Below are 22,419 nucleotides of genomic sequence, written 5' to 3'. Positions count from 1 at the left end.
ATGAAGCAGATCGTAATCACCGGGATGGGGGTTGTAAGCTCTATCGGTCATCAAGCGGACGACTTTAGAGCCGGGTTATTTGAAGGTAAATGCGGTATTGATTTTATGGATGAGATTATGGATTTTTCCAGTATCGGAGCAATGATTCGAAATTTCGATTTTCATGCTCATTTCGATAAATATGAATCTTGTTTGCCGCAAGATATGATTCAACGGGTCAAACTTGCCGTAAGAAGAACCCCGCTTGCCATGCAGACGGTCGTTCTCAGCTCTATAGAAGCATGGTATGGTGCGCAGCTTCATGCATCACAGAATGATCCTCTCCGTAGAGGACTGATTGTAGCGGGCAGTAATCTTACTCAGCAGATTCCTTATTCGTTGTATGACTTGTATCAAAGAGAACCCGATTATATATCACCGACGTATGCATTACGGTTCATGGATACGAATTATGTTGGTGTATTGAGTGAAATATTCCAAATCTACGGTGAGGGATTTTCATTAGGAGCGGCTTCCGCGAGCGGTAATGCTGCGATTATTAAAGGCTGCCAGCTCGTTAAATCGGGAGAAGTGGATGCATGCCTAATCGCGGCTCCGTTCGCGGATCTATCTCCTATGGAGATGAGAGCCTTTTTCAATATTGGAGCGTTAGGTGGAAGGACATTTCGAAGTACGCCGAATCTTGCTTGCCGGCCATTCGACTCCGAGCATGAGGGATTTATTTACGGCCAAGCTTCGGCGGCACTTATCGTGGAGAGCTTGGAGTCTGCTATATCACGCAATGCCCCTATCTATGGCTATATTCTAGGAGGGGCTTTTCATTTGGATGGCAATCGTCTGTCAAACCCTAGCGTCGAGGGGGAAGCACAGGTCATGGAACAGGCAATAAAGCGAGCAGGTGTTTCGCTGTACGACATTGATTACATTAATACGCACGGAACATCGTCTCCGCTTGGAGATGCAACGGAACTGTCGGCGATACGAACTACCTTTGGGGATCGTGTATCTGACATATGGCTTAATGCTACCAAGTCGCTAACAGGTCATTGTTTATTCAGTTCTGGTGTTGTGGAGGCAATCGCGACAGTAATTCAAATGAACGAAAACTTTGTTCATCCGACTTTGAACTTGAGCAGCCCAATCGAGTCCGGTTTTCGATTCTGCGTCGAAGCTTCTGCAACAGCGAAGCTGGATACCGTTATGAGTAATTCGTTTGGGTTTGGTGGAATTAACACGAGTATTATTTTTGGAAAGAGGCGGGAGCAATGAAAGTCGGAATCGAGGCAATCAACTTTTTTGGAGGGTCAGCCTGCATAGATGTCCGCTCTATTTTCGAAAAGAGGGGACTGGATTCGGGGCGTTACGACAATCTGATGTTAGATGTGAAGTCTGTTGCAATCCCCTGCGAAGATCCCGTTACAAATGCAGTGAATGCCGCCAAACCATTAGTGGATCGGCTGTCAGATAAAGAAAAGGAAAGCATCGATTTACTAATTACGACTACCGAATCCGGAATCGATTTTGGCAAATCCATAAGTACATATGTACACGACTATTTGTCGTTAAGCCGTAATTGTCGGGTATTCGAACTCAAGCAAGCCTGTTATGGCGGAACAGCCGCGCTGCAAATGGCGGCTAGCTATATTGTGGCTAGCTGTTTGCCAGGAAGAAAAGCGTTAGTCATTGCGACGGATATGGCGAAGATGTCGGAAGATATGGATTATTTTGAAGCATCGCAAGGTGTCGGAGCAGTAGCGATGCTCATTAGCGATCGGCCGGACATCATGGAGCTGGATTTAGGAGCTTCAGGATATTATAGCTTCGAAGTCATGGATACGTGCAGACCGCTGCCGGATATGGAAACCGGAGATTCGGATCTTTCGCTCCTGTCTTACTTGGACTGCTTTGAACAATGTTTTCGAGATTATGAAGCTAAAGTGGAGGAAGTTGATTTTCTGACTACCTTCGATAGCTTGGCGTTTCATTCGCCATTCGGAGGGATGGTTAAAGGAGCCCATCGGAAATTAATGAGAGAACTGTACCGCGCGACTTCTGAGGAAATCGAGTGTGATTTCCAAACGCGCGTTATGCCTTCCCTAACTTATTGCTCAAAGGTTGGCAATGTCTATTCAGCAAGCTTGTATTTGTCATTATGCAGCTTAATCGAATACACGGCAATCCATGAAGAGAAGCGGATAGGGTTGTTCTCTTACGGTTCGGGCTGCTCGTCCGAATTTTTCAGCGGGCTTGTAGGATCAGGTTCCAAGCAAAAGTTGATGGAGATGAATATCGAGCAGCTTTTATCGAAAAGGCATAAATTATCAATAGACGAGTATGAGCCTTTATTGCTTCTAAACAAGGAGATTCCATTTGGAACGAGAAACCATCGCGTTGCTTTTGATGATTTTAATACAATTTACAGTCATTTTTATAAGGGAAGCGGACTTTTGGTTCTTCACGAAATTAATGAGTACCACAGAGAGTATAGATGGAGCTGAGCATGGAAAAAGGAAAATCCTACACAACCATTTCTTTACGTTCATTAGCAGGTTGGCTTAAGGTAACTTTGGATCGACCCTTGCAAAACAATAGTCTGAATGCAACAGTACTCCATGAATTGCATTCAATGATGGATGATGCGGAGCAAGATCCAAGTTGTCGGATTATCCTCATCGAAGGACATGAAGGGGTTTTTTGTACCGGAATGGATTTGAAATCGATCGTGGACGAGTCGGGAGCGGGCACGGATGCGGGAAAAGAGTTCTGCGAGTTGTTCATGCATTTACTAAAACGGATTTCTGCCAGTCCCAAAATTGTGGTAGCGTTTATTGATGGTGTGGTTATGGCGGGCGGCGTCGGCGTTGCTGCGGCATGCGACTTCGTGCTGGCTACTTCTCGCGCCAAGTTTAATTTGTCGGAATTATTATGGGGACTTTTGCCATCCATGGTTATCCCTTATTTGATAAGGAGAATCGGCTACCAGCGCGCATACACAATGACTTTGTCAACGCTGCCAGTCAGTGCCGAACAAGCATACGGCTGGGGCTTGGTGGATGAAGTAACGGAACGGCCGGAGGAATACATCCATAAATTGTCCCAAAGAGTTGTAAAAATGGATGAAGGATCGATTAAGAACGCAAAAGAATACTTTAGGAAGATGTGGTTGATATCGGATTCAATGGAACGAACAGCCATTGCTGCTACTAGTGGCCTATTGCAGCAGGACAACGTTATGCAGGCACTTTACAATTATGTGCGGCATGATCGATTTCCGTGGGAAAAGCACGATCATTAATAAAAAGGGTGATGAGATGAAAACAGTATCCTCCGTTAAGCATGCGCAGCAAGCAAAACGGCAAATTGCTGTAATCGGAATGTCATGCAGGTTCCCTTCCGCTCGCAATAAGGATGAATATTGGAGCAATTTGGTTCGCGGTGTGAACAGTATACAAGAGGTTCCATCTGATCGCTGGAATATCAGCGATGTTTATTCAACTGATATCGATGTTCCCAACAAGACCGTGAGCAAATGGTGCGGTGTTGTCGACGATATATTTGACTTCGATAATTCGTTTTTTAACATCTCACCCCGTGAAGCCCGCAACATGGATCCACAGCAAAGGCTTCTGCTTGAAGAAGCATGGCGATGCATAGAAGACTCAGGGATTCCTCTTCATGAGCTTCAACAGAAGAAGACTGGCGTATATGTCGGGATAATGACGACCGATTATCGCCACGAAACCTTTCAACGATCTGAAGGGATTGAGCCATACGCTTGCTTAGGCAATTATGAAGCTATCGCGGCGAATCGATTATCGTACGCGTTTGACTTGAACGGCCCAAGCCACACGATAAATGTGGCATGTGCGTCTTCACTTGTCGCTATTCATGAAGCGAAGCGATCCTTGCTGTCGGGGGATTGCGATTATGCGATTGTCGGCGGCGTAAACGCAAATCTCCATCCAGCAAAATATATTGCTTTCTCTCAATCCAGAATGCTGAGTCCTAACGGGCAATGCAAGACATTCGACCTTGATGCCAACGGTTATGTTCCCGGGGACGGAGTGGGAGTCATCCTGCTTCAACGTTTTGATCGGGCCATACAATGCGGCAGTCATATATATGGTGTTATCAAGGGATCGAGCGTCAATCACGGAGGTACAGCTTTATCGATAACAGCGCCGCAAGTTCGGGCACAAAGAGAAGTTATAGAATCAGCTTTACGTGAAGCTAACGTAGATCCGTCAACTGTTACATACATGGAAGCGCATGGTACGGGTACGTCACTCGGCGATCCGATCGAAATGGAGGCATTGACACAGGCTTTCCGATCATGGACAGATAAGAAAGAATTTTGTGGGATAGCTTCGGTTAAAACCAATATAGGACACCTTGAAGCAGCTGCAGGAATTGCCGGTATTATCAAAATTTTAATGATGATGCAGCACCGACAAATTCCGCCCCATATCAATTTGAAAACAATAAATCCTTTAATTCGCATGAGCGGATCTCCCTTTTTCATTCCGGAGCGAACTATAGATTGGACAGCAGGCGGGGCGTCTCTACCGTTAAGAGCTGGAATTAGTTCATTTGGCTTTGGTGGAGTGAACTCTCATATTATTGTCGAAGCGTATGAAGAAAGAAAGAGAAAGTCAAATAGCAAGGAATGGTCAGGTCTGTTTACTCTTTCTGCAAAATCGAAACAAAGCTTAGAGGGCTTGATCGCAAAATGGAAGGCTTTTGTTCAGACAGATTCATTCAACCTTCTGCATGTGCGCGACATTTGCTTAACACTTCTTGGCGGGCGATCATCGCTCCCGTTCCGATGCGGAGTCCAGGTTAGATCATGCAGTGACATAGAGGCCTACTTATCTTCACCTGTCATCGTCGAAGCATCAAGCCAGCATAATCCGATTGGACTATACGCGGGTACAGTAACTATTCAGGGATACAGTGAATTTGATCTTTTTGCGGAGTTGTGTCCGTCGGCAAAAGAAAAGGTAATGACGGTATTGGCGGAGGCGGAGGAGGTATTGGGACAGTCCAGAATAAAAACGGGATTTCTCCAAAAAAAGTGGCCGGTGAAGCACCTGAAATTATACCAATTTGCCGTAGGATATGTATTGGCATCGACTCTTGACGAATTAGGCTGCACAATTAGTGTGTCTGCCGGCGAAAGAGAAGGGGTATGGGTAGCACTTGCGCTGTCGGGGATTGTGTCGTTAACCGATGTTGTAAGCATGTTGTACGGCATAAAAGCGGTCGGTGGCATTCAACTGAAACGTCCCAAACTCCCATTCTATGACCATGAAGCGAAAAAATTAAGGAAACCGTTTACGATAGATGAAGAATACATGAAGTTGCTGATGAATCTGGAATATCCTGATTCTGCAACATTGCAATATTATGCGCAGCAGGCAGCAATGCTGCTTGATAAACAGTTTACTTTTAAAAAAGTGTGGCGCGAGTGGGGCCAGGTAATCGAGGATGCTGTCGGATTAGACATTACGGCGATTCTTCATGACTATATTAGAACCGGCGCAGAGGAACGTGACACGACAAACGACAGCCTTTTATTTGTAGTTTTGCTGGATTGCTTCCGCCATCTTAACCGTAAATGGGATTTGACGGAACGGGAATCGATTCGTCAATCTTCGTATAGTGAGATTACGGAGCTGCTTGCGGATGGCATTTTTGACAAGCAACAGGTCGTTTATCTAATCTGTGCCCCGGAATCCAAAGAGAAAGAATTGCTTAACGCATTGCTGCGGGCAAAGGTTGAAACCCTAACAACAGGAAACTTCAATCTACTGAAGAACTGTGGAAATCCATTCTTGGACATTGCCAACTCTCATGAGTGGTTAACCAAGCTGACAGGGGTGCAGCAATCGTTTGATTTAGAAGGACACGATATGATCTTGCTGGGGAGCTCGGAATTTTTGCCTTCTGGCTCATTCCGTCATACATTGCAGACTGTGGACTTGCAGCAGGATTTCACTGATCTGCTGCTTACTTTATGGCTGGAGGGCAAGTCCATTGATTGGCGAATGATTGCCGAGGAAGGGCAGTACGATAAACTGCCGCTGCCAACCACTGTTTATGAGCGTACCAGATTCAGGATTGATGAAAGTGCTGCGGGAAGTCGGAGTCAAATATCCAACGGGTCGGAGTCTATGAACGCATTGAATACAGACAAGAGCTTTCGTCAGGTTCGAAATTCGAATGATGAGGAGTATAACATGGGAATGTCTGACAAGACTGTTTCGTTGCAGAAAGTTGATACCCATATTGCGCTGATTGTGATGCAGGACAAACTACATAGAAATATGTTCTCCGAAGAGCTTTTAACGGGTTTAGCCGAAGCTTTTGACGCCGTTCGGGAAGATAAAGGAATCAAGGTTGTGATTTTGACCGGTTATGAAAATGTATTTTCGATGGGGGGCACACAGGGGCAACTGACTGATATTGCTAATCGTGTGAATGAATTCACAAAATTATCAGTCGTATACAAAAGCGCGTTGTCTTGTCCAGTGCCTGTTATTTCAGCTATTCAGGGACACGCGATCGGTGGTGGACTAACGCTTGGCCTCTACGGAGATTTGATTATTATGGCTAATGAAGGAGTCTACACGGCGAACTATGTGAACTATGGTTTTACACCAGGTCTTGGTTCTACCTATATTCTTCGGGAGAAGCTTGGTACAGTGTTGGCGACCGAGATGATGCTAACTGCCGGTGAGTATCGCGGCGAAGAGTTGAAGCAGCGCGGCTGCCCCATAATTTTCAAGGATCAACGAGAAGTGCTCCCGGAAGCTGTTAGGCTGGCACGAACGATAGCTTCAAAACCTATGCAAGCAGTTCGGACCCTGAAAGAAGAATTGGCGGGACGCTCATTAACCGAGTTGTTGCCGATTATCGATCGCGAAGTGAAGATGCATGGAGTTGTATTTAGTCATCCAGAAGTCCAAGATGTTAAAGATCGCATTCAATATTATTTCAGCAAATCGGATAATCATCGTGCAGAATCTCTGCCGAATCATTCTGCTTCGTCAGACTCGAGTAAACCGATAGGCATTCCTCAAGAGTTACTGCGGGAGGAACGGGAACATGTTGCGCGCACCGTTATCAGCACGATATGCAGAACACTTCATTTACCTGCAGATGAGGTTACTCCAGAGGATACGCTTAAAGAATTGGGCGTGGATTCTATTGCAAGCGTCGAAATCATCAGGGATATCAATAAAGCGTTCAACATTCGATTAGAGGCAGTCACCATTTATGATCATCCACTGGTCGGATCGTTAATCAATTACGTAGAGCGCGAATGCCACAAGGAACTGGCATCCATCCAGCCACATAATAGGCTTGAATCCGAGAGAAGAGGGAATGCAGGGAAGGAAGAGTTGCTCGAAGAAGGAGTTCGTCCAAAGATTCAATTGCGCAGTCCGTCAAAAAACAATGCGGCTAGCTGCTCGCCGATTCTCAATTCTACTCAGAAAGGGTGCATCGGCACGGATGAAAATTCCGACGGGCTTAATGAGATAAAGAATAACCTAGTACATTTATTGAGCCGCATTTTGATGATGCCTTCTTCCAATATTCGGATGGATCAGGATTTACGTTCAATGGGGGTCGATTCGATCGGTGGCGTTGAATTTATTCGGGACATTAATATACATTATGAATTGAATCTTGAAACAGTTTCCATATATGATTTTACGACAATTAACGAATTGGCGGCATTGATAGTGTCGCAGCTTCGAATCGGCGTTAATAACGGCAAAAAGCAATTTTTACGGGAACAAGAACCTGCCCGTGTCGCTTCACCGACACAGTTCGAATCTTCGCCAGTGAAACCTGAAGAGGCTATGTATTTGCTGCGGCAATTAAGTAAAGGACATATAGATGTGGATGAAATATTGAAGCTGACGGGGGATTGAATATGGACGCTCGGCACAATAAAAAGGTTATTCTGGAGAAGATCCGGATGGGACAAATCACACCTGAGGAAGGATACCAGCTTCTGTACTCCTCTTTCGAAGCTGCTGCTGTCGAAAATGCAAAAGGAAAAAAACGTCAGCTTTCAGAAATCCGTTCGACCGATATAGCGGTAATCGGTATAAGTGGGCGATTTGCCGGGGCAGAGAATATCGTTCAATTATGGGATAACCTTGCAGCAGGCACAGACAGCATAACGGAAATTCCAAATTACCGATGGAATATGGAAAAGTATTATCATCCGTCTTCCGCTCCGAATAAGTCATATTCTAAATGGGCCGGATTATTATCAGATATCGAGCACTTTGATCCTTTATTTTTCAAGATCGCTCCGAAGGAAGCTGAATGGATGGATCCACAGCATAAATTGTTTCTCGAAGAGTCCTGGAGGGCTCTGGAAGATGCGGGTTATCCTCCTTCTACGCTATCAAGTAAGCGATTTGGCGTATTTGTGGGAGTATTGCCGAACGGATATGAACTCAATTTAAAGGCTAGCGGTAAGGAACTTGATTCTAATATGCTGACAGGCATGGGATGTGCCTATTTGCCGGGAAGAGTTTCTTATTGCTTCAATTTGACCGGTCCGTGCATGGCTATTGATACGGCCTGCTCCTCCTCGCTAGTTGCCGTGCATCAAGCTTGCCAAAGCCTTCGCAGTGGGGAGAGCGAAATGGCTTTGGCAGGAGGAGTTAACATTCTCGCATCTCCTGAAATTCATATTATGACTAGTCAAGGTGGTATGCTGGCCAAAGACGGGAAGTGCAAAACGTTCGATGATTCTGCAGATGGGTTTGTTCCAGGAGAGGCAGTATGCGCCGTCGTCCTGAAGCCAATGGAAAAGGCTGTGCATGATGGTGATTATATATACGGCGTTATTAAAGGTTCCGGCATTAATCAGGATGGCAAAACGAATGGGTTAACTGCGCCAAGCAGGCAGGCTCAATGTAATTTGGAAACGTACGTATATGATATGTACGGCATCGATCCGGCTGTCATTACCTATGTAGAGGCTCACGGCACAGGGACAAAACTGGGAGATCCAATCGAGGTATCGGCTTTAACAGAAGCATTTAGAAAATATACGGTTAAGCGTCAATATTGTGCCATAGGCTCAGTAAAAACGAATATTGGGCACACGCTGGCAGCAGCAGGAATTGCCGGATTGATTAAAGTATTGCTGTGTATGAAGTACAAGACGCTCGTACCATCATTGCATTTTAATCGAGAGAATGAACATCTGAATCTTAAAGAAAGCCCTTTCTTCGTAAATACAGAGAAAAGGCAATGGAACACTGCGGGAGAAGAACGGAGAACTGCCGCCTTGAGCTCCTTCGGTTTAAGCGGAACAAATTGTCATATGGTGATACAGGAGTGGTGCAACGAATAAACAGCAGGTAGGAGATTTTGCGAAATTATGTAGGGAGGCATCAGTCATGGCGCAGGAGAAGGAATTATATCTTATTCCTCTTTCGGCACGAACGAAAGACGCGTTAAACCGGAGACTTTCAGATTTGCTAGATTGGCTGGGCAGAAATGAAGAACAGGCGAGCATCGGGGATATCGCCTATACGTTGGCGGTTGGAAGAGAGCATTTTGCTGAGCGCTGTATATTGGCTGCAAGCGATACCGAGGATTTGAAGACCAAGCTTCAACAAATGGTCAGCACAGGACGGGCGCCGGGACACATCGTTCCATGGACGAAAGAAGGTGCAGGCGAGTTGCCCCTTATGAAGCTTGGGCGACTGTATATCGAAGGCCGTGATCTGGATTGGCCGCGCTTGTATGCGAACGCCGGATTCCGCAAAATTCCACTCCCGGTTTATGCTTTTGCCAGAGAAAAAGTTCCTGTCGCAACTCCGGTACAGGTTCCGCTTGGCCTGCATGAATCGGAGGAATCGGCTAATTCGACAGCAGCTTTATTTTATGTTCCGAATTGGGTTCCAGCGGATTTGAAATCATGTGAAGGGCAGAAGCCGACCGAAGGAAATACCGCGATTGTTTTCCATGTCGGCACTCCTTTGGCAACAGAGTTGGCGAATTTGCTGGGCACCGGGAATAGATGCATTCTTGTCAAGGCTGGCGACGGCTTTCAATGTGTAGGGGATGAAGAATATAAGCTGGTTCCCGGCAATTTCGATCATTGCAGTCAACTGCTGCTTATGCTTAATGATAAAGGCATCTTCCCTAATCAGGCGGTCTTTATGGAATCGTCGCATGATGATATGGAGGATGGTAAGCCACGAATAGCGTGGGGAGGCAGTTCCGTTTTTGCGTTCAGCAAGGCATTGATGCAGCACGGACAGAGACACGGTATTCGTTTGTTGTATGTATATATGAATAACAAAAACAACGCTCCCCTGCACGCGGCAGTGGGAGCTTTTTGTAGGACAATACATCAAGAGAACCCTCATTATCGTTATAGTTCGGTTGGAATTGATCCGACATCCACGGCAGCAGAGGCTTCTAGACTAATTCGCAATGAGTTGGTAGGGGATTACGCTGAGTTGGAGATTAAGTTCGCCTTACAGCAGAGATTGGTGAAGCGTTATCGAGAAATAGATGCGTCCAATTCTGGGCTTCCATACAGAGAACATGGGGTCTATTTGATCAGCGGTGGTCTTGGTGGCCTAGGCATTATTATATCGCGTTTTTTGGCGGAGAAGTTTCGGGCGAAGCTCATTCTTATCGGGCGCTCAGAGCTGGATGACAAGCGGATGAATATCATTCGGGCACTTGAAGAAGCGGGTTCGGAAGTTTTCTACCTCCGTGCGGATATGTCCGATTATAAACAGGTTAATGAGGGAGTAACAAATGCTAAACGCCGTTTCGGTCGAATAGACGGTGTTTTTCATGCGGCTGGAATTTACCGAAACGGATTTATTTTACACAAATCGGAAGAGGATTTCTTGGATGTGCTGTCACCTAAATTAAATGGCGCGATTCACTTGGATCGCGTGCTTATTGACGAGCCTTTGCAATTTTTTGCACTGTTTTCCTCTACCGCATCCGTATTCGGAAAGGTAGGACAATCCGATTATGCTTATGCCAACAGTTTCCTGGATCATTTTGCTGTTTGGCGGCAAGAAATGGTACAAGAAGGAAAACGCTTCGGCAATACCGTTTCGGTAAACTGGCCGTTATGGGAAGATGGCGGCATGCAGATATCTGCTCTGGAAAGGACGAGTCTTATCGAGCAAGGGGGCATTTATCCTTTGCCAAGTGATAAAGGAATTGAGGCACTGTCCGCTGGTCTGCTGCAAAATAAGGGGCAACTGATGGTGCTGTACGGTACCAAGACCCAGACGAATACTTATGTGCAAAGGAAAATAATCCCCGACGCTAGGGGTGGTGAGTATTCCAGCACAAATAGTGATGTCAATTGCGGGATACAGGAGCCACCTAAACCGGTAAAGGAAACCTGCATGGAATCTCGGGAAGATTTGCTGAATAAGGTGGAGCAATGGTTGGCTGCCATTATTGCTGAAGAGATTGGACTTGCCCCTGAAAGGGTCGAAGCTCAGATTACCTTCGAAGATTACGGCATAGATTCAATCATCATCAATCGCTTTAATGCAGTAATGGAGGAGGAATTTGTTGCGCTGCCCAAAACGCTTCTCTTCGAATATCGCAATATTCGTGAGGTAGCCAATTATTTGTTAGCCTCTTATCGTCAACGATTGCTGGAAGTATTGAATATGGCTGACATGGATCAAGCTCGGCAGCACCGGCAAGGGGAATACTCTCAAGGAATGAAAATGCCAAGCATACCTCGGGATGTCGACATCCCGCAGACTGTCTCCATGAATCCTTCCGATTCTGAAGACCAGATTGCCATTATCGGGGTTGTTGGCCGTTATCCTCAAGCCAAAAACTTGGATGAATTCTGGAGGAACCTGAAGGAAGGTAGGGACTGCATTACAGAAATACCTCCCGAGCGGTGGGATTGTTCTGGTATATACGATCCGAATCCTGAAATGGCGAGATTAGGGAAAATATATTGCAAATGGGGAGGATTTATCGATGACATTGATCGATTCGATCCTCTATTTTTTAATATTTCGCCGAAGGAAGCTGAAACCATGGATCCTCAGGAACGAATGTTTCTGGAGACCGTGTGGGCATTGTTTGAAGATGCCGGTTATACAAAAGAGCGGCTAATGGAATATATTCGTCATGAGAGTAGTCCGGATATTGGCGTTTTTGTAGGTACGACTACAAGCTCTTACAATATGCTGGGTCAAGCAGTGAATGAGGATGGAGAAGTGGTCATCCCGAATGCAATGCCATGGTCGATAGCCAATCGCGTCTCCTATGTATTCAACTTCTGCGGGCCTAGCATGCCAGTGGATACAGCTTGTTCTTCATCGCTGACGGCAGTTCATTTAGCCTGTGAAAGCTTAAAGAAAAGGGAATGCCGAATGGCTGTAGCAGGTGGAGTCAATATCTATTTGCATCCCTCTAAATATGCAACCATGTGTCAGCTTCGCATGTTGAGCACAGACGGAAAATGCCGCAGCTTTGGACTCGGAGGGAGTGGGTTTGTTCCCGGCGAAGGGGTAGGGGCGATTCTGCTGAAACCGTTAAGCCAAGCGATTAGGGACGGCGATCATATTTATGCGGTTATTAAATCCAGCTCGATAAATCATGGCGGTCGAACGAACGGGTATACAGTACCGAATCCGAACGCTCAAGCTGCTTTAGTCACAGATGCGATCAGGAAGGCCGGCATTGATCCTAGAACGCTCGGCTACATTGAGGCACACGGAACAGGGACGGCGTTAGGCGATCCGATTGAAATTTCTGGATTAACAAAGGCGTTTCGATCATTTACTGATGAAAGGCAATTCTGTTCCATTGGCTCTGTTAAATCGAACATTGGCCATTTGGAATCTGCGGCGGGCATTGCCGGAATAACAAAGGTATTGCTGCAAATGAAGCATCGGTATCTAGTTCCTTCGCTGCATGCACAGCAAGGAAATCCGAATATTGAATTTGAAGACACGCCATTTTATGTTCAAAAAGAAGCAGCAGAGTGGAAATCGAGTATTTTTGGAAATGAAGGAGAGAATTATCCCGAACCTAGAAGAGCGGCCGTCAGCTCGTTTGGAGCAGGGGGCGTCAATGTACATATCATTTTAGAGGAGTATGCGGCGAGCGTCGCTATGCCAACGGACGTTGCGAATGACAGGGAGCAGTTGGCCGTTTTTTCTGCACGAAATCAGGATCGGTTGCAGCAATATGCTGGCACATGGCTGCGTTACTTAGATTCTGTCATAGAGGAATCCAATTCGAAGACAGCAATGGACGGTTCAGAACAGTCGCAATGGTTGAGATCCGTATTCAACAAAATCAAGGACGATCCATCTGGCGCACGTGGCCTTTCTGCCACAGCAATGAAGCATTTCGTGGAAGGACGGGCTGAGCTTATCGCCGAAGTTAGGCTTCATTTACTGAGCCAACTTCAACTGAAGGGCCTGTTTACAGTGGAAGGTGAACAGGCGCACGCAGATCGAGTTTATAACGTACTGGGTGCTTTGCCCGGGTACCGCAAGTTGATTGTCGGTATGCTTGAACTTTTGACGCAAGGAGGATTCCTGCAGAAGGAAGAGCAGTTATTTACGGCTACTCATGCAGTTACAGATTGGAACGTTCATTCATTTCGGGAAAATGGACACTATTCCTACTTGCCAAGCTTTTGCAGCCGGTATCCGGAGCTTGAGTCATGGGCTCGTTTGGCACATGATTGCATAGGTGCTTTTCCTCAGGTTATTTCGGGAAAGGAGAAGTATACGGATATTCTATTTCCGAATAGCTCTATGGAGAAGGTTGAACCTGTTTATCGAGGAAACGCGATTACGGATTATTACAATAGGCTGGTAGCCATATGTGTGCTCCAATATGTGGAGGAAATGCTTCGCAAATGCCCGGATACCAAAATCCGGATATTGGAAATCGGTGCCGGCACTGGGGGAACCAGCAGGCATGTAATGGAATCGCTTGCTCGGGTTAAGGAGCATGTCCATTATTTTTACACGGATGTTTCAGCGGGTTTTACCCAATATGGAAAGAGAACCTATCATTCCTTGGGGCTCCCTTATGTAGAGTATCAAGTATTAAACATTGAGAAATCGCCTGAATATCAAGGTTTCGACTTGAACAGTATGGACATTGTTTTTGCAACCAATGCGCTTCATGCAACAAGAAATATGGGGAGGACGCTTAAGCATGCTAAGTCATTGCTGAAGCCGAGCGGCTTGTTCATTGTAAATGAAGTGACCAGAAGATTGGATTATGCCACATTATCTTTCGGCCTTACAGACGGTTGGTGGCTGTACGAAGAAGAGGAGGGTAGAATTGATCATTCTCCTTTGCTAACTGTCGCACGGTGGAAGGATTTATTGATGGATGTTGGGTTTGGCGCGGCTTATGCCTTCGGCTTGCCAGAACCTTATTTGCACGAGTCTGATCAGCATGTGATTGTGTCTGGAGCTGTTCTTCGTACACAGAATGATGATGCTCATGCGGTTCCTTGTATACGGGATATTGCATTTACACTGCAGACTGGTCGGGAGGCAATGGAGGAACGACTAGCCGTAGTTGTTTCTGACATAAGACATTTGCGGGACAAGCTGCAGGCATTTATTCGGGGAAGCGCGAAGAAGAAGACATTTATGCGGGAAATGCAAGGCGGTCACGAGAACTGGCAGACCCTTTTTTAAAAGGAAAAGAGGGAGAGGGATTTATTCACACTGCTATCCAAGACAAGCGGTTGGACACATTAGCGCGCCTATGGGTGATGGGAGCGGAAGTGGATTGGGCTCTATTGTGGAACGGAGAGGCAAAACGCATTTCACTGCCTACCTATCCTTTCGAACGCGGGCGATATTGGATTCCCCAATCAAATCCGGGTACGATTCCATCCGAAGTAGTGCGCGAAGACAGTTGCATTTCCCAAAAGTCGCCTATGCATTCCGCAAATCAATCGGGAAAGAACGAGACCTTGTTCTATTACTGGGATTGGATCAAAGACGGGGAATCTCCAGAGAATACAGTTGCAGGGCTGCAAGGAGATTTGCTTGTTTTTTGCAATCAACTGGAGGATGGTTTGATAGTCCGCCATATGGTTGATGCAGGATCCGGGAATGCAAGGGTGTTTATCGTGATTCGGCATAACGATTTTAATCGGATTGACGACAAACATTATGAAATGAATATCGAACGGGAGCATGATTTTACACGATTGTTCGAACAATTGAGTCTTAGCGGTTTCCGTCCTGGGAATGTGCTGCATTTATTATCTTTTGGTAGCAGCATACGTTGTAGTGATGGATACCAAGCAGACTTGGAAACCGGATTTTATTCAGTGTTTTCCCTTTGCCGACAATGGTACACATCATTTCCTGAGCATAGCTTGAACATGGCCTACGCTTATCCGGGGGATTTGATGACGTCTCACCCTGAATTTTCAGCTATTGCCGGATTTGCAAGAAGCCTAACTATGGAACAACATCGATTTTCCTGTGTGATAGCTGGGTTTACGTCTCAAAATGTTGATCTTGCTGCTCGTTGTCTATTAAGTGAACTTGGACGAAGCTTACCAGATGTGAGGGAACTTTTGTATGCGCAAGGAGTGCGCTATACAAGAAAAAGACTTGAATATGCGCTTCTAGATGTAGAGACCTCTACAACATGCTCTATAAAATCAGACGGGATATATTTAATCACCGGAGGCGCGGGTGGTTTAGGGCTTATGATGGCACGTTACTTTGCCCAGCAAGGGGTACGCCAGCTCCTATTGACGGGGCGTTCGAAGTTGCAGCAGGAGCAGCGGGAGCAGATTCAAGAGATTGCCAAGTTGGGGTGCAGAGTAGAATATTGGATGGCAGATGTTGGATGCAGGTCAGAAGTCGAACGCCTAATTACGAACATGAAGGAACGCTTCGGAGCTATCAATGGAATCATTCATGCAGCCGGTGTTGTACGGGATTGCGCGTTGATCAACAAAGACAGAAAGCAGGCGGAGCAAGTCATCCATCCAAAAGTCTATGGAACGATTTTTCTTGATGAGGTGACAAGAAACGAGACGCTGGATTTCTTCGTCATGTTTTCATCTTTAGCCTCCGTTCTCGGGAATTCCGGTCAGACAGATTACGCTTTCGCTAATTCGTTCATGGATTTTTATGCGGAATACCGTCATACAATGGAACGGAAGGGAGAACGAAGTGGCAAAACTTTAGCCATACAATGGCCGTACTGGCAGCATGGAGGCATGAGGATGAATCCCGAGGCAGAGCAATGGTTTACAAATGCGATGGGATTTCGTCCCATGCCGTCCGAGTGCGGGTGGCAGTCGTTTCTGCTCGGATTGCAGGCACCTAGCTCACAATTGGCGGTCATGCACGGGGATGCGCAAGCGATAAGACAAAGAATCGAGCTGCCCCAACAAACGGCATCGTTCATAACGGGAAGCGTCGACGTGAATGGCATGTCAGAATATGTGCATCAAACCATTACCGATATGGCAGGGAAAATTGTGAAAATTCGTTCAGATTCTCTCGATCCTGATGCGGAGTTCGGGCATTACGGCTTTGATTCCAATTCACTCATGCGGCTAATCAATTCGTTGAATGCTGAGTTCAAACTGCAATTAATGCCATCTTTCTTGTACGAGTACACAACGATTCGTCTTGTCTCCGATTACGTTGTTGCCCACTATGGGGAAAATGTTCAGCAGTCGATGAACAAATCAACGGATTATCAGCAGATTCTCATGCCATTTCCGCATATTCAGAAAGACTGCGAGTCTGAATCAGCGGAAAAAACTAGTGACCCGAACGATACGAACGATGCTAGTAAGAATGAAAAATCAAAGCCGATTGCCATCATCGGAGTAAGTGGCGTATTTCCTCATGCGGAAAATACGGAAGTTTTTTGGAACAACTTGATCAAAGGAATTGATTGCATCGAAGAAGTGCCGAACCGTAGATGGGATTGGGAAGCTTATTATGGCGATCCTTTAACGGAATCCAATAAAACGAATATCAAATGGGGCGGATTTATCGAGGATGAGGATAAATTCGATTCTTTATTTTTTCGCATTTCACCGCGCGAAGCGGCATGGATGGATCCACAGCAGCGTCTCTTTTTAGAAACGGTGTGGAAGACCATTGAGGATGCTGGTTATCGGGCTGATCGATTATCCGGCTCGCGAACCGGGCTGTTTGTTGGCGTTTCCGGAAGCGACTATCATGATTTGATCAAAAAATCGGGAATCGAGACAGTTTCCCATTCTGCTACTGGGACGGCACATTCGATTTTGGCGAATCGCATATCCTATCTCCTGGATTGGCGAGGACCCAGCGAACCGATTGATACGGCCTGCTCCAGTTCGCTGGTGGCGATAAAGCGGGCAGTCGATGCGATCCGCCACGATGAGTGCGACATGGCGATCGCTGGCGGGGTAAATTTGCTGCTTGATCCGGAATTATATGTTTCTTTGAGCAAAGCGGGGATGCTCTCTGGAACGGGGAGATGCAGAACCTTCGACGAAGGAGCAAACGGATATGCACGCAGTGAGGGTGCAGCGGCGATTCTCTTGAAACCATTGGATCGGGCGGTGGCGGACGGAGATCAGATCTATGCTGTTATTAGAGGAATTGACGTCAATCATGGGGGAAGTGCCCATTCCTTGACAGCGCCCAATCCTGCAGCGCAAGCGGAGGTCATTGAGAGAGCTTGGATACAATCGGGCATTGATCCAAGCACAGTGTCCTATATCGAAACTCATGGCACGGGAACCAAGCTCGGAGATCCTGTTGAGATTGAAGGATTGAAACTGGCGTTCAAGCATCTTTATGAACGTTGGCGGAAAGTCTACCCAGGGAACACCGCATGTGGATTGGGTTCAGTAAAAACAAGCATTGGACATTTGGAACCGGCGGCCGGAATTGCCAGTGTTGTAAAGGTAATGATGGCGATGAAGCACGGCAAGCTTCCAGGAAATATTCATTTTCAAAAATTGAACCCTTATATTGAGCTTGGTGGTTCTCCGTTCTATATCGTAGCGAAGAACAAGGATTGGATATCCGCAACAGACCAGGATGGAAACCATGTGCCACGCCGAGCAGGCATCAGTTCTTTCGGATTTGGCGGCGTTAATGCTCATTTAGTATTGGAGGAGCATGTTAAATCTTCGATCGTTCCTATGCAATCGGTTGCTCAAGAGCAGATTGTCGTGCTGTCAGCAAAAGATGAAGAGCGGCTCAAGGACTATGCAGAGCAATTGCAAATACATCTTAACGGCTTATTCAGTCCGTTATCAGACAAATGCATAGTGATGGACCGCATTCAGGAGGAACTGTTGACGATGTGCGCCACCACGCTTGACATGGACAGAGCTTACATCGGGGCAGACGAGGGAATTGATCATCTGGGAGCTGAGCCTATTCATTTGTTACGACTTATGGAAAAAATTAATGAGAAGTATCAATTGAATTTGAATCATATGCAGTTGGATGGATACCCTTCTGTTGCCCAATTGTCTAAGCGAATAGTTGAGCAGAATACATCCAATGGTTCCCTTTCTCGTGAAATCTCCCCACAGGAGCGGGAAAAAGAGAAAAATGCGATTCCATCCCTTGCTTCTCTTGCGTACACACTGCAGGTTGGCAGGGTTCCAATGGAGGAGAGGGTCGCGTTCGTTGTTTCCTCCGTAGAGGATCTGTGTCATAAATTGCAGCAATTCATAATTGGAGGAGCGGTAACGGGCATATACAGAGGGAAGCAAAGCAAGGCAGGGCATGCTTCAGCAGCTTCAGCAACCCGGAATCACTTCTCCCAACTTGAAACTGAGGATCCTCGCCTTTTGGCAGAACAATGGGCAGCGGGGGCAGAGATAGATTGGAAGAATTTTTATGGTGAGATCAGCCCAGCCAAAGTATCGTTGCCAACGTATCCTTTTATGCGCCAGTCCCATTGGATTTTACCCCGGAAATCATCTGAGAAAGCGCAGAGTTCCGATACAGAGAAGAGGGATCGGCTCTTATTAAGCAAAGTGTGGAAACGATGCCGGGTAGAGAGTATCGAAGAAAGTCCTCTGCTGTCACCAATTCTGATTATAGCCAACAAAGATACCGAAAAACTAGCAGAATGGATAGCGAAAAGGACAGAAGTTGTTCTGGTGTCGGATGGAAATATATACAGTGAGATTGGCAATGATCGGTTCTCAGCTAATCTGCAGGAAGAAAGTCATGCCTTACAAATTATGGAGAAATTAGAGTCTGCAGGACATGTCTTTTCTTCATTTGTAGATATGTCTGATCTTTACCGAACTAAGCGTCACGTTCCAGCGATTAACTGGGGAAAAATCTCCTTGTTGCAATGGTTTGTTAAACGATCAATGAGTGCAGGAGCCCAGGTTCTGCAATTTACGCAAAATTTGCAGGCATTTGCTTCGACTCGACATACGTTAGCCGGAGCTAACTTTGCTGGAATCGTTAAGATGTTAAGCTCGGAATATCGAAAATTAACAAGTAAAACGATCGACCTCGATCGTTATCCGATCAATGGGAATGCAATGCTGGAACTTATTCGGCGTGAGTTGAAAGTGGAGGACAACGTAAGTGAGATTTGCTATCGAGACGGAGAACGATATTACCCAGAAATGATGGAAGTGGGTAAAGCGGACACAGGAGAAAAGTTGGAATTCTCTTCCGATCAGGTTTATGTCATTACGGGTGGAACTAGAGGCATCGGAGCTGAGTTGGCACGACATTTTGTCAAATTAGGCGTAACTAAGCTCGTTATCATGGGAAAGAGTTATCTTCCAGATCGAAGCGAGTGGGAAATGCTAATGCAGCAATCCGATAATGTCGGAATCCGAGAACGTGAGTCCATCAGACTGATCTTAGAGTTGGAGGGTAAGGGGGCCTCGATCCGTTACTATTGCGGATCGCTTACAGACAAAACCGGATTGCGCTCGTTTTTTGATGGGATTCGGAGCAGCTTCGGGGAGATTGCCGGCGTGGTTCATTGTGCCGGAGCACGCGATGATACGAATGTAGCTTTCGTTCATAAACAGGCGGGCGACATGCAGAAGGTGTTCGAACCGAAAATTGACGGCTTGCAGCTTCTTCATGAAATTTTGAGCTCATGTCCCTTGCAATTTTTCGTATTATTCTCCTCGGTTGCCGGGACGGTTCCTACCTTAGCAGCGGCATCCAGCGATTATGCCAATGCGAATGCCTTTATGGACTATTTTGCTGAATACCAGCATAAGCGGGGAAATACCTATTATCTTTCGCTGGCATGGCCTAGTTGGAAGGAAACGGGGATGGGGGAAGTACGTACACCTGCTTATACACAGATGGGGTTCAATTCCCTTTCTACTGCAGAAGGTCTTCGCCTGTTTGAATGGGCGCTGAGAAATAGAGAAGCTTATTCCCTGCTCTTGCCGTGTACGGTACAGCGACAATTCGATCAAGCGTCCTTGTTACGGATTTCTACGTCTTTGACAAATACGACGGCTAGCAATGCTGTACATGATAGCTCAACGCAAGAGAAACGAAAAGAGCGGAGCGATTGCATTGTTAGGAGCGAGCCGGAATCGGACATAAAAGGGAAACTTAAACGACTGTTCGCAGCAGAATTGAATTTGGAAGAAGAGCAGATCGATGATGATGTTCATTTTAGCGAATATGGAGTAGATTCAATTTTGTTGTCCGAATTGGTTAAGAAAGCGGAGATGCTCGTCGGCGGAAAGCTTGAACCATCGTTAATATTGGAATATCCAACGATTGCAGCGCTAAGCGAGCAGCTTGCCGTACAGAATGCGAGGAACGGTTTTGCCAGAAGAAACGAGTTGGTACAAGAGGGAAAAGCACCACTTAAGCTGTCAATGGAAAAGAGCAATGAAAGTCAAAAGGAAGACAGCACTGGACACAAAATTGCAGTGATTGGCATGGCGTGTCAGTTTCCCCAATCACCTGACCTGGAAACATTTTGGCAGCGACTAATTGAGGGTGCCGACTGTATAACCGAGGTTCCGAAGGAACGATGGGATACGGCAAAATTGTACTCCAAGGATGTGCGTAGCGGTAAGAGTATCAGCAAATGGGGAGGATTTTTGCAGGATATTGAGAGCTTCGATCCTCGCTATTTTAAAATTCGCGAGGAGCTTGCAGCCCAAATCGATCCTGGAATCAGGAAGTTTTTAGAGGTTTGCGATCAAGCGCTCAGAGATGCAGGCTATCTGCAGCAAGAACTATCCGGCCGCAACGTCGGTGTATATGCAGGAGCCAGAATGAGTTCATATTGCGGAAGGATTAAGGAGCCGCTGGCCGATACAGTTACAGGAAGCGGTCAAAACTTCATTGCTGGTCATGTGTCTCACTTTTTTAATTTCAAGGGTCCGAACGTTGTTGTGGATTCGGCCTGTTCCTCTTCACTAGTTAGTCTTCATTTGGCATGTCAAAGTCTGTTGGCCGGGGAATCGGAGATGGCTTTGGCCGGGGGAGTCGATATATTGTTGGACGAGCAACCTTATCTCATGTTGAGTCAAGGCAGGGCGCTGTCTCCGGATGGAAGATGCCGCACTTTTGATGAGGGAGCGAACGGATTTGTGCCTGGGGAGGGCTGCGGCGCAGTTTTGTTGAAGCCACTCCGGCAAGCCGTATCAGACGGCGACAGAATCTATGCCGTTATTGAAGCTACGGCAGTTAATAATGACGGACATACAATGGGAATAACGACACCTAATCCGGAAGCGCAAATGGAAGTTATCGAAAAGGCTCTTGATGTGGCTGGAGTATCACCGGAATCCATTACTTATATAGAAACACACGGCACAGGAACGATGATTGGCGATCCAATTGAGCTGCGTGCTTTAACCAATACCTTTCGTAAATATACGAATGCCTTGCAATATTGCGGTGTTGGCAGCGTCAAAACCAATATGGGTCATTTATTAAGCGCTGCGGGAATTGCCAGCTTCATCAAAACGGCTTTGGCGATCCACAACGGGCATCTTCCGCCAACGCTTCATTGTTCTACGCCGAATCCAAGGTTCCAGTTTAGTAGTTCTCCATTCTATCCCGTTACCGAAGCGAAGGAGTGGATGCCACCGCATGGTGTCCGAATGGCTGGAATTAGTTCCTTTGGATTCGGGGGTACTAATGCCCATGTCATACTAAGTTCATGGAATAACGAGGGCATTTGCGTACGCTCCCCGCTTCCGAAAGCGAGTTTCAATAAGGGACGCTACTGGATCGAGGCTGAAATACAGACAGACGGGCATTTCAGATCGGTCGAAGCGAAAGAGAATACATGCGAGCTGCCTTTATTTTTGCAAATCATCGACGAGTCTGGTGAAAACTCCGATACAGAACGGCTGGAAGAAAAAAGTGTTGTCATCTAGCCGGCAGT

At 46.4% G+C, this 22,419-nt stretch carries 7 protein-coding genes; all 7 read left to right on the top strand.

The window, feature by feature from the left end:
• The 7 genes from BBG47_RS05000 (at position 1) to BBG47_RS04970 (ending at position 22,411) form a co-directional block, all read left to right on the top strand.
• Complete coding sequence (locus BBG47_RS05000) at positions 1-1,269, top strand: beta-ketoacyl synthase N-terminal-like domain-containing protein (protein ID WP_065290802.1); 1,269 nt, start codon at positions 1-3, stop codon at positions 1,267-1,269.
• A complete protein-coding gene (locus BBG47_RS04995) occupies positions 1,266-2,498 on the top strand; it encodes a hydroxymethylglutaryl-CoA synthase family protein (protein WP_065290801.1) in 1,233 nt (410 codons plus the stop codon). The genes BBG47_RS05000 and BBG47_RS04995 overlap by 4 nt, the downstream gene beginning before the upstream one ends.
• A gap of 2 nt (positions 2,499-2,500) precedes the next feature.
• The gene (locus tag BBG47_RS04990; protein ID WP_175400485.1) at positions 2,501-3,295 is read left to right on the top strand and encodes an enoyl-CoA hydratase-related protein; all 795 of its coding nucleotides are present in this window, start codon (positions 2,501-2,503) and stop codon (positions 3,293-3,295) included.
• A gap of 16 nt (positions 3,296-3,311) precedes the next feature.
• Entirely contained in the window at positions 3,312-7,940 is a 4,629-nt protein-coding gene (locus BBG47_RS04985) for a beta-ketoacyl synthase N-terminal-like domain-containing protein (RefSeq protein ID WP_175400484.1), read from the top strand.
• Between the two features lie 2 nt (positions 7,941-7,942).
• Complete coding sequence (locus BBG47_RS04980) at positions 7,943-9,385, top strand: type I polyketide synthase (RefSeq protein WP_065290798.1); 1,443 nt, start codon at positions 7,943-7,945, stop codon at positions 9,383-9,385.
• Between the two features lie 46 nt (positions 9,386-9,431).
• Positions 9,432-14,717: an SDR family NAD(P)-dependent oxidoreductase gene (locus BBG47_RS04975; protein WP_065290797.1), complete on the top strand. Its 5,286-nt coding sequence runs from the start codon at positions 9,432-9,434 to the stop codon at positions 14,715-14,717.
• 89 nt (positions 14,718-14,806) lie between these two features.
• Positions 14,807-22,411 carry a type I polyketide synthase gene (locus BBG47_RS04970; RefSeq protein ID WP_175400483.1) on the top strand — a complete coding sequence of 2,535 codons (7,605 nt, stop codon included), beginning with the start codon at positions 14,807-14,809 and terminating at the stop codon, positions 22,409-22,411.
• The last annotated feature ends 8 nt before the right edge of the window (positions 22,412-22,419 follow it).

The organism is Paenibacillus sp. KS1 (assembly GCF_001680695.1).
Lineage (GTDB): Bacteria > Bacillota > Bacilli > Paenibacillales > Paenibacillaceae > Paenibacillus_B > Paenibacillus_B suaedae.
This window is presented reverse-complemented; position numbering and strand designations above follow the sequence as displayed.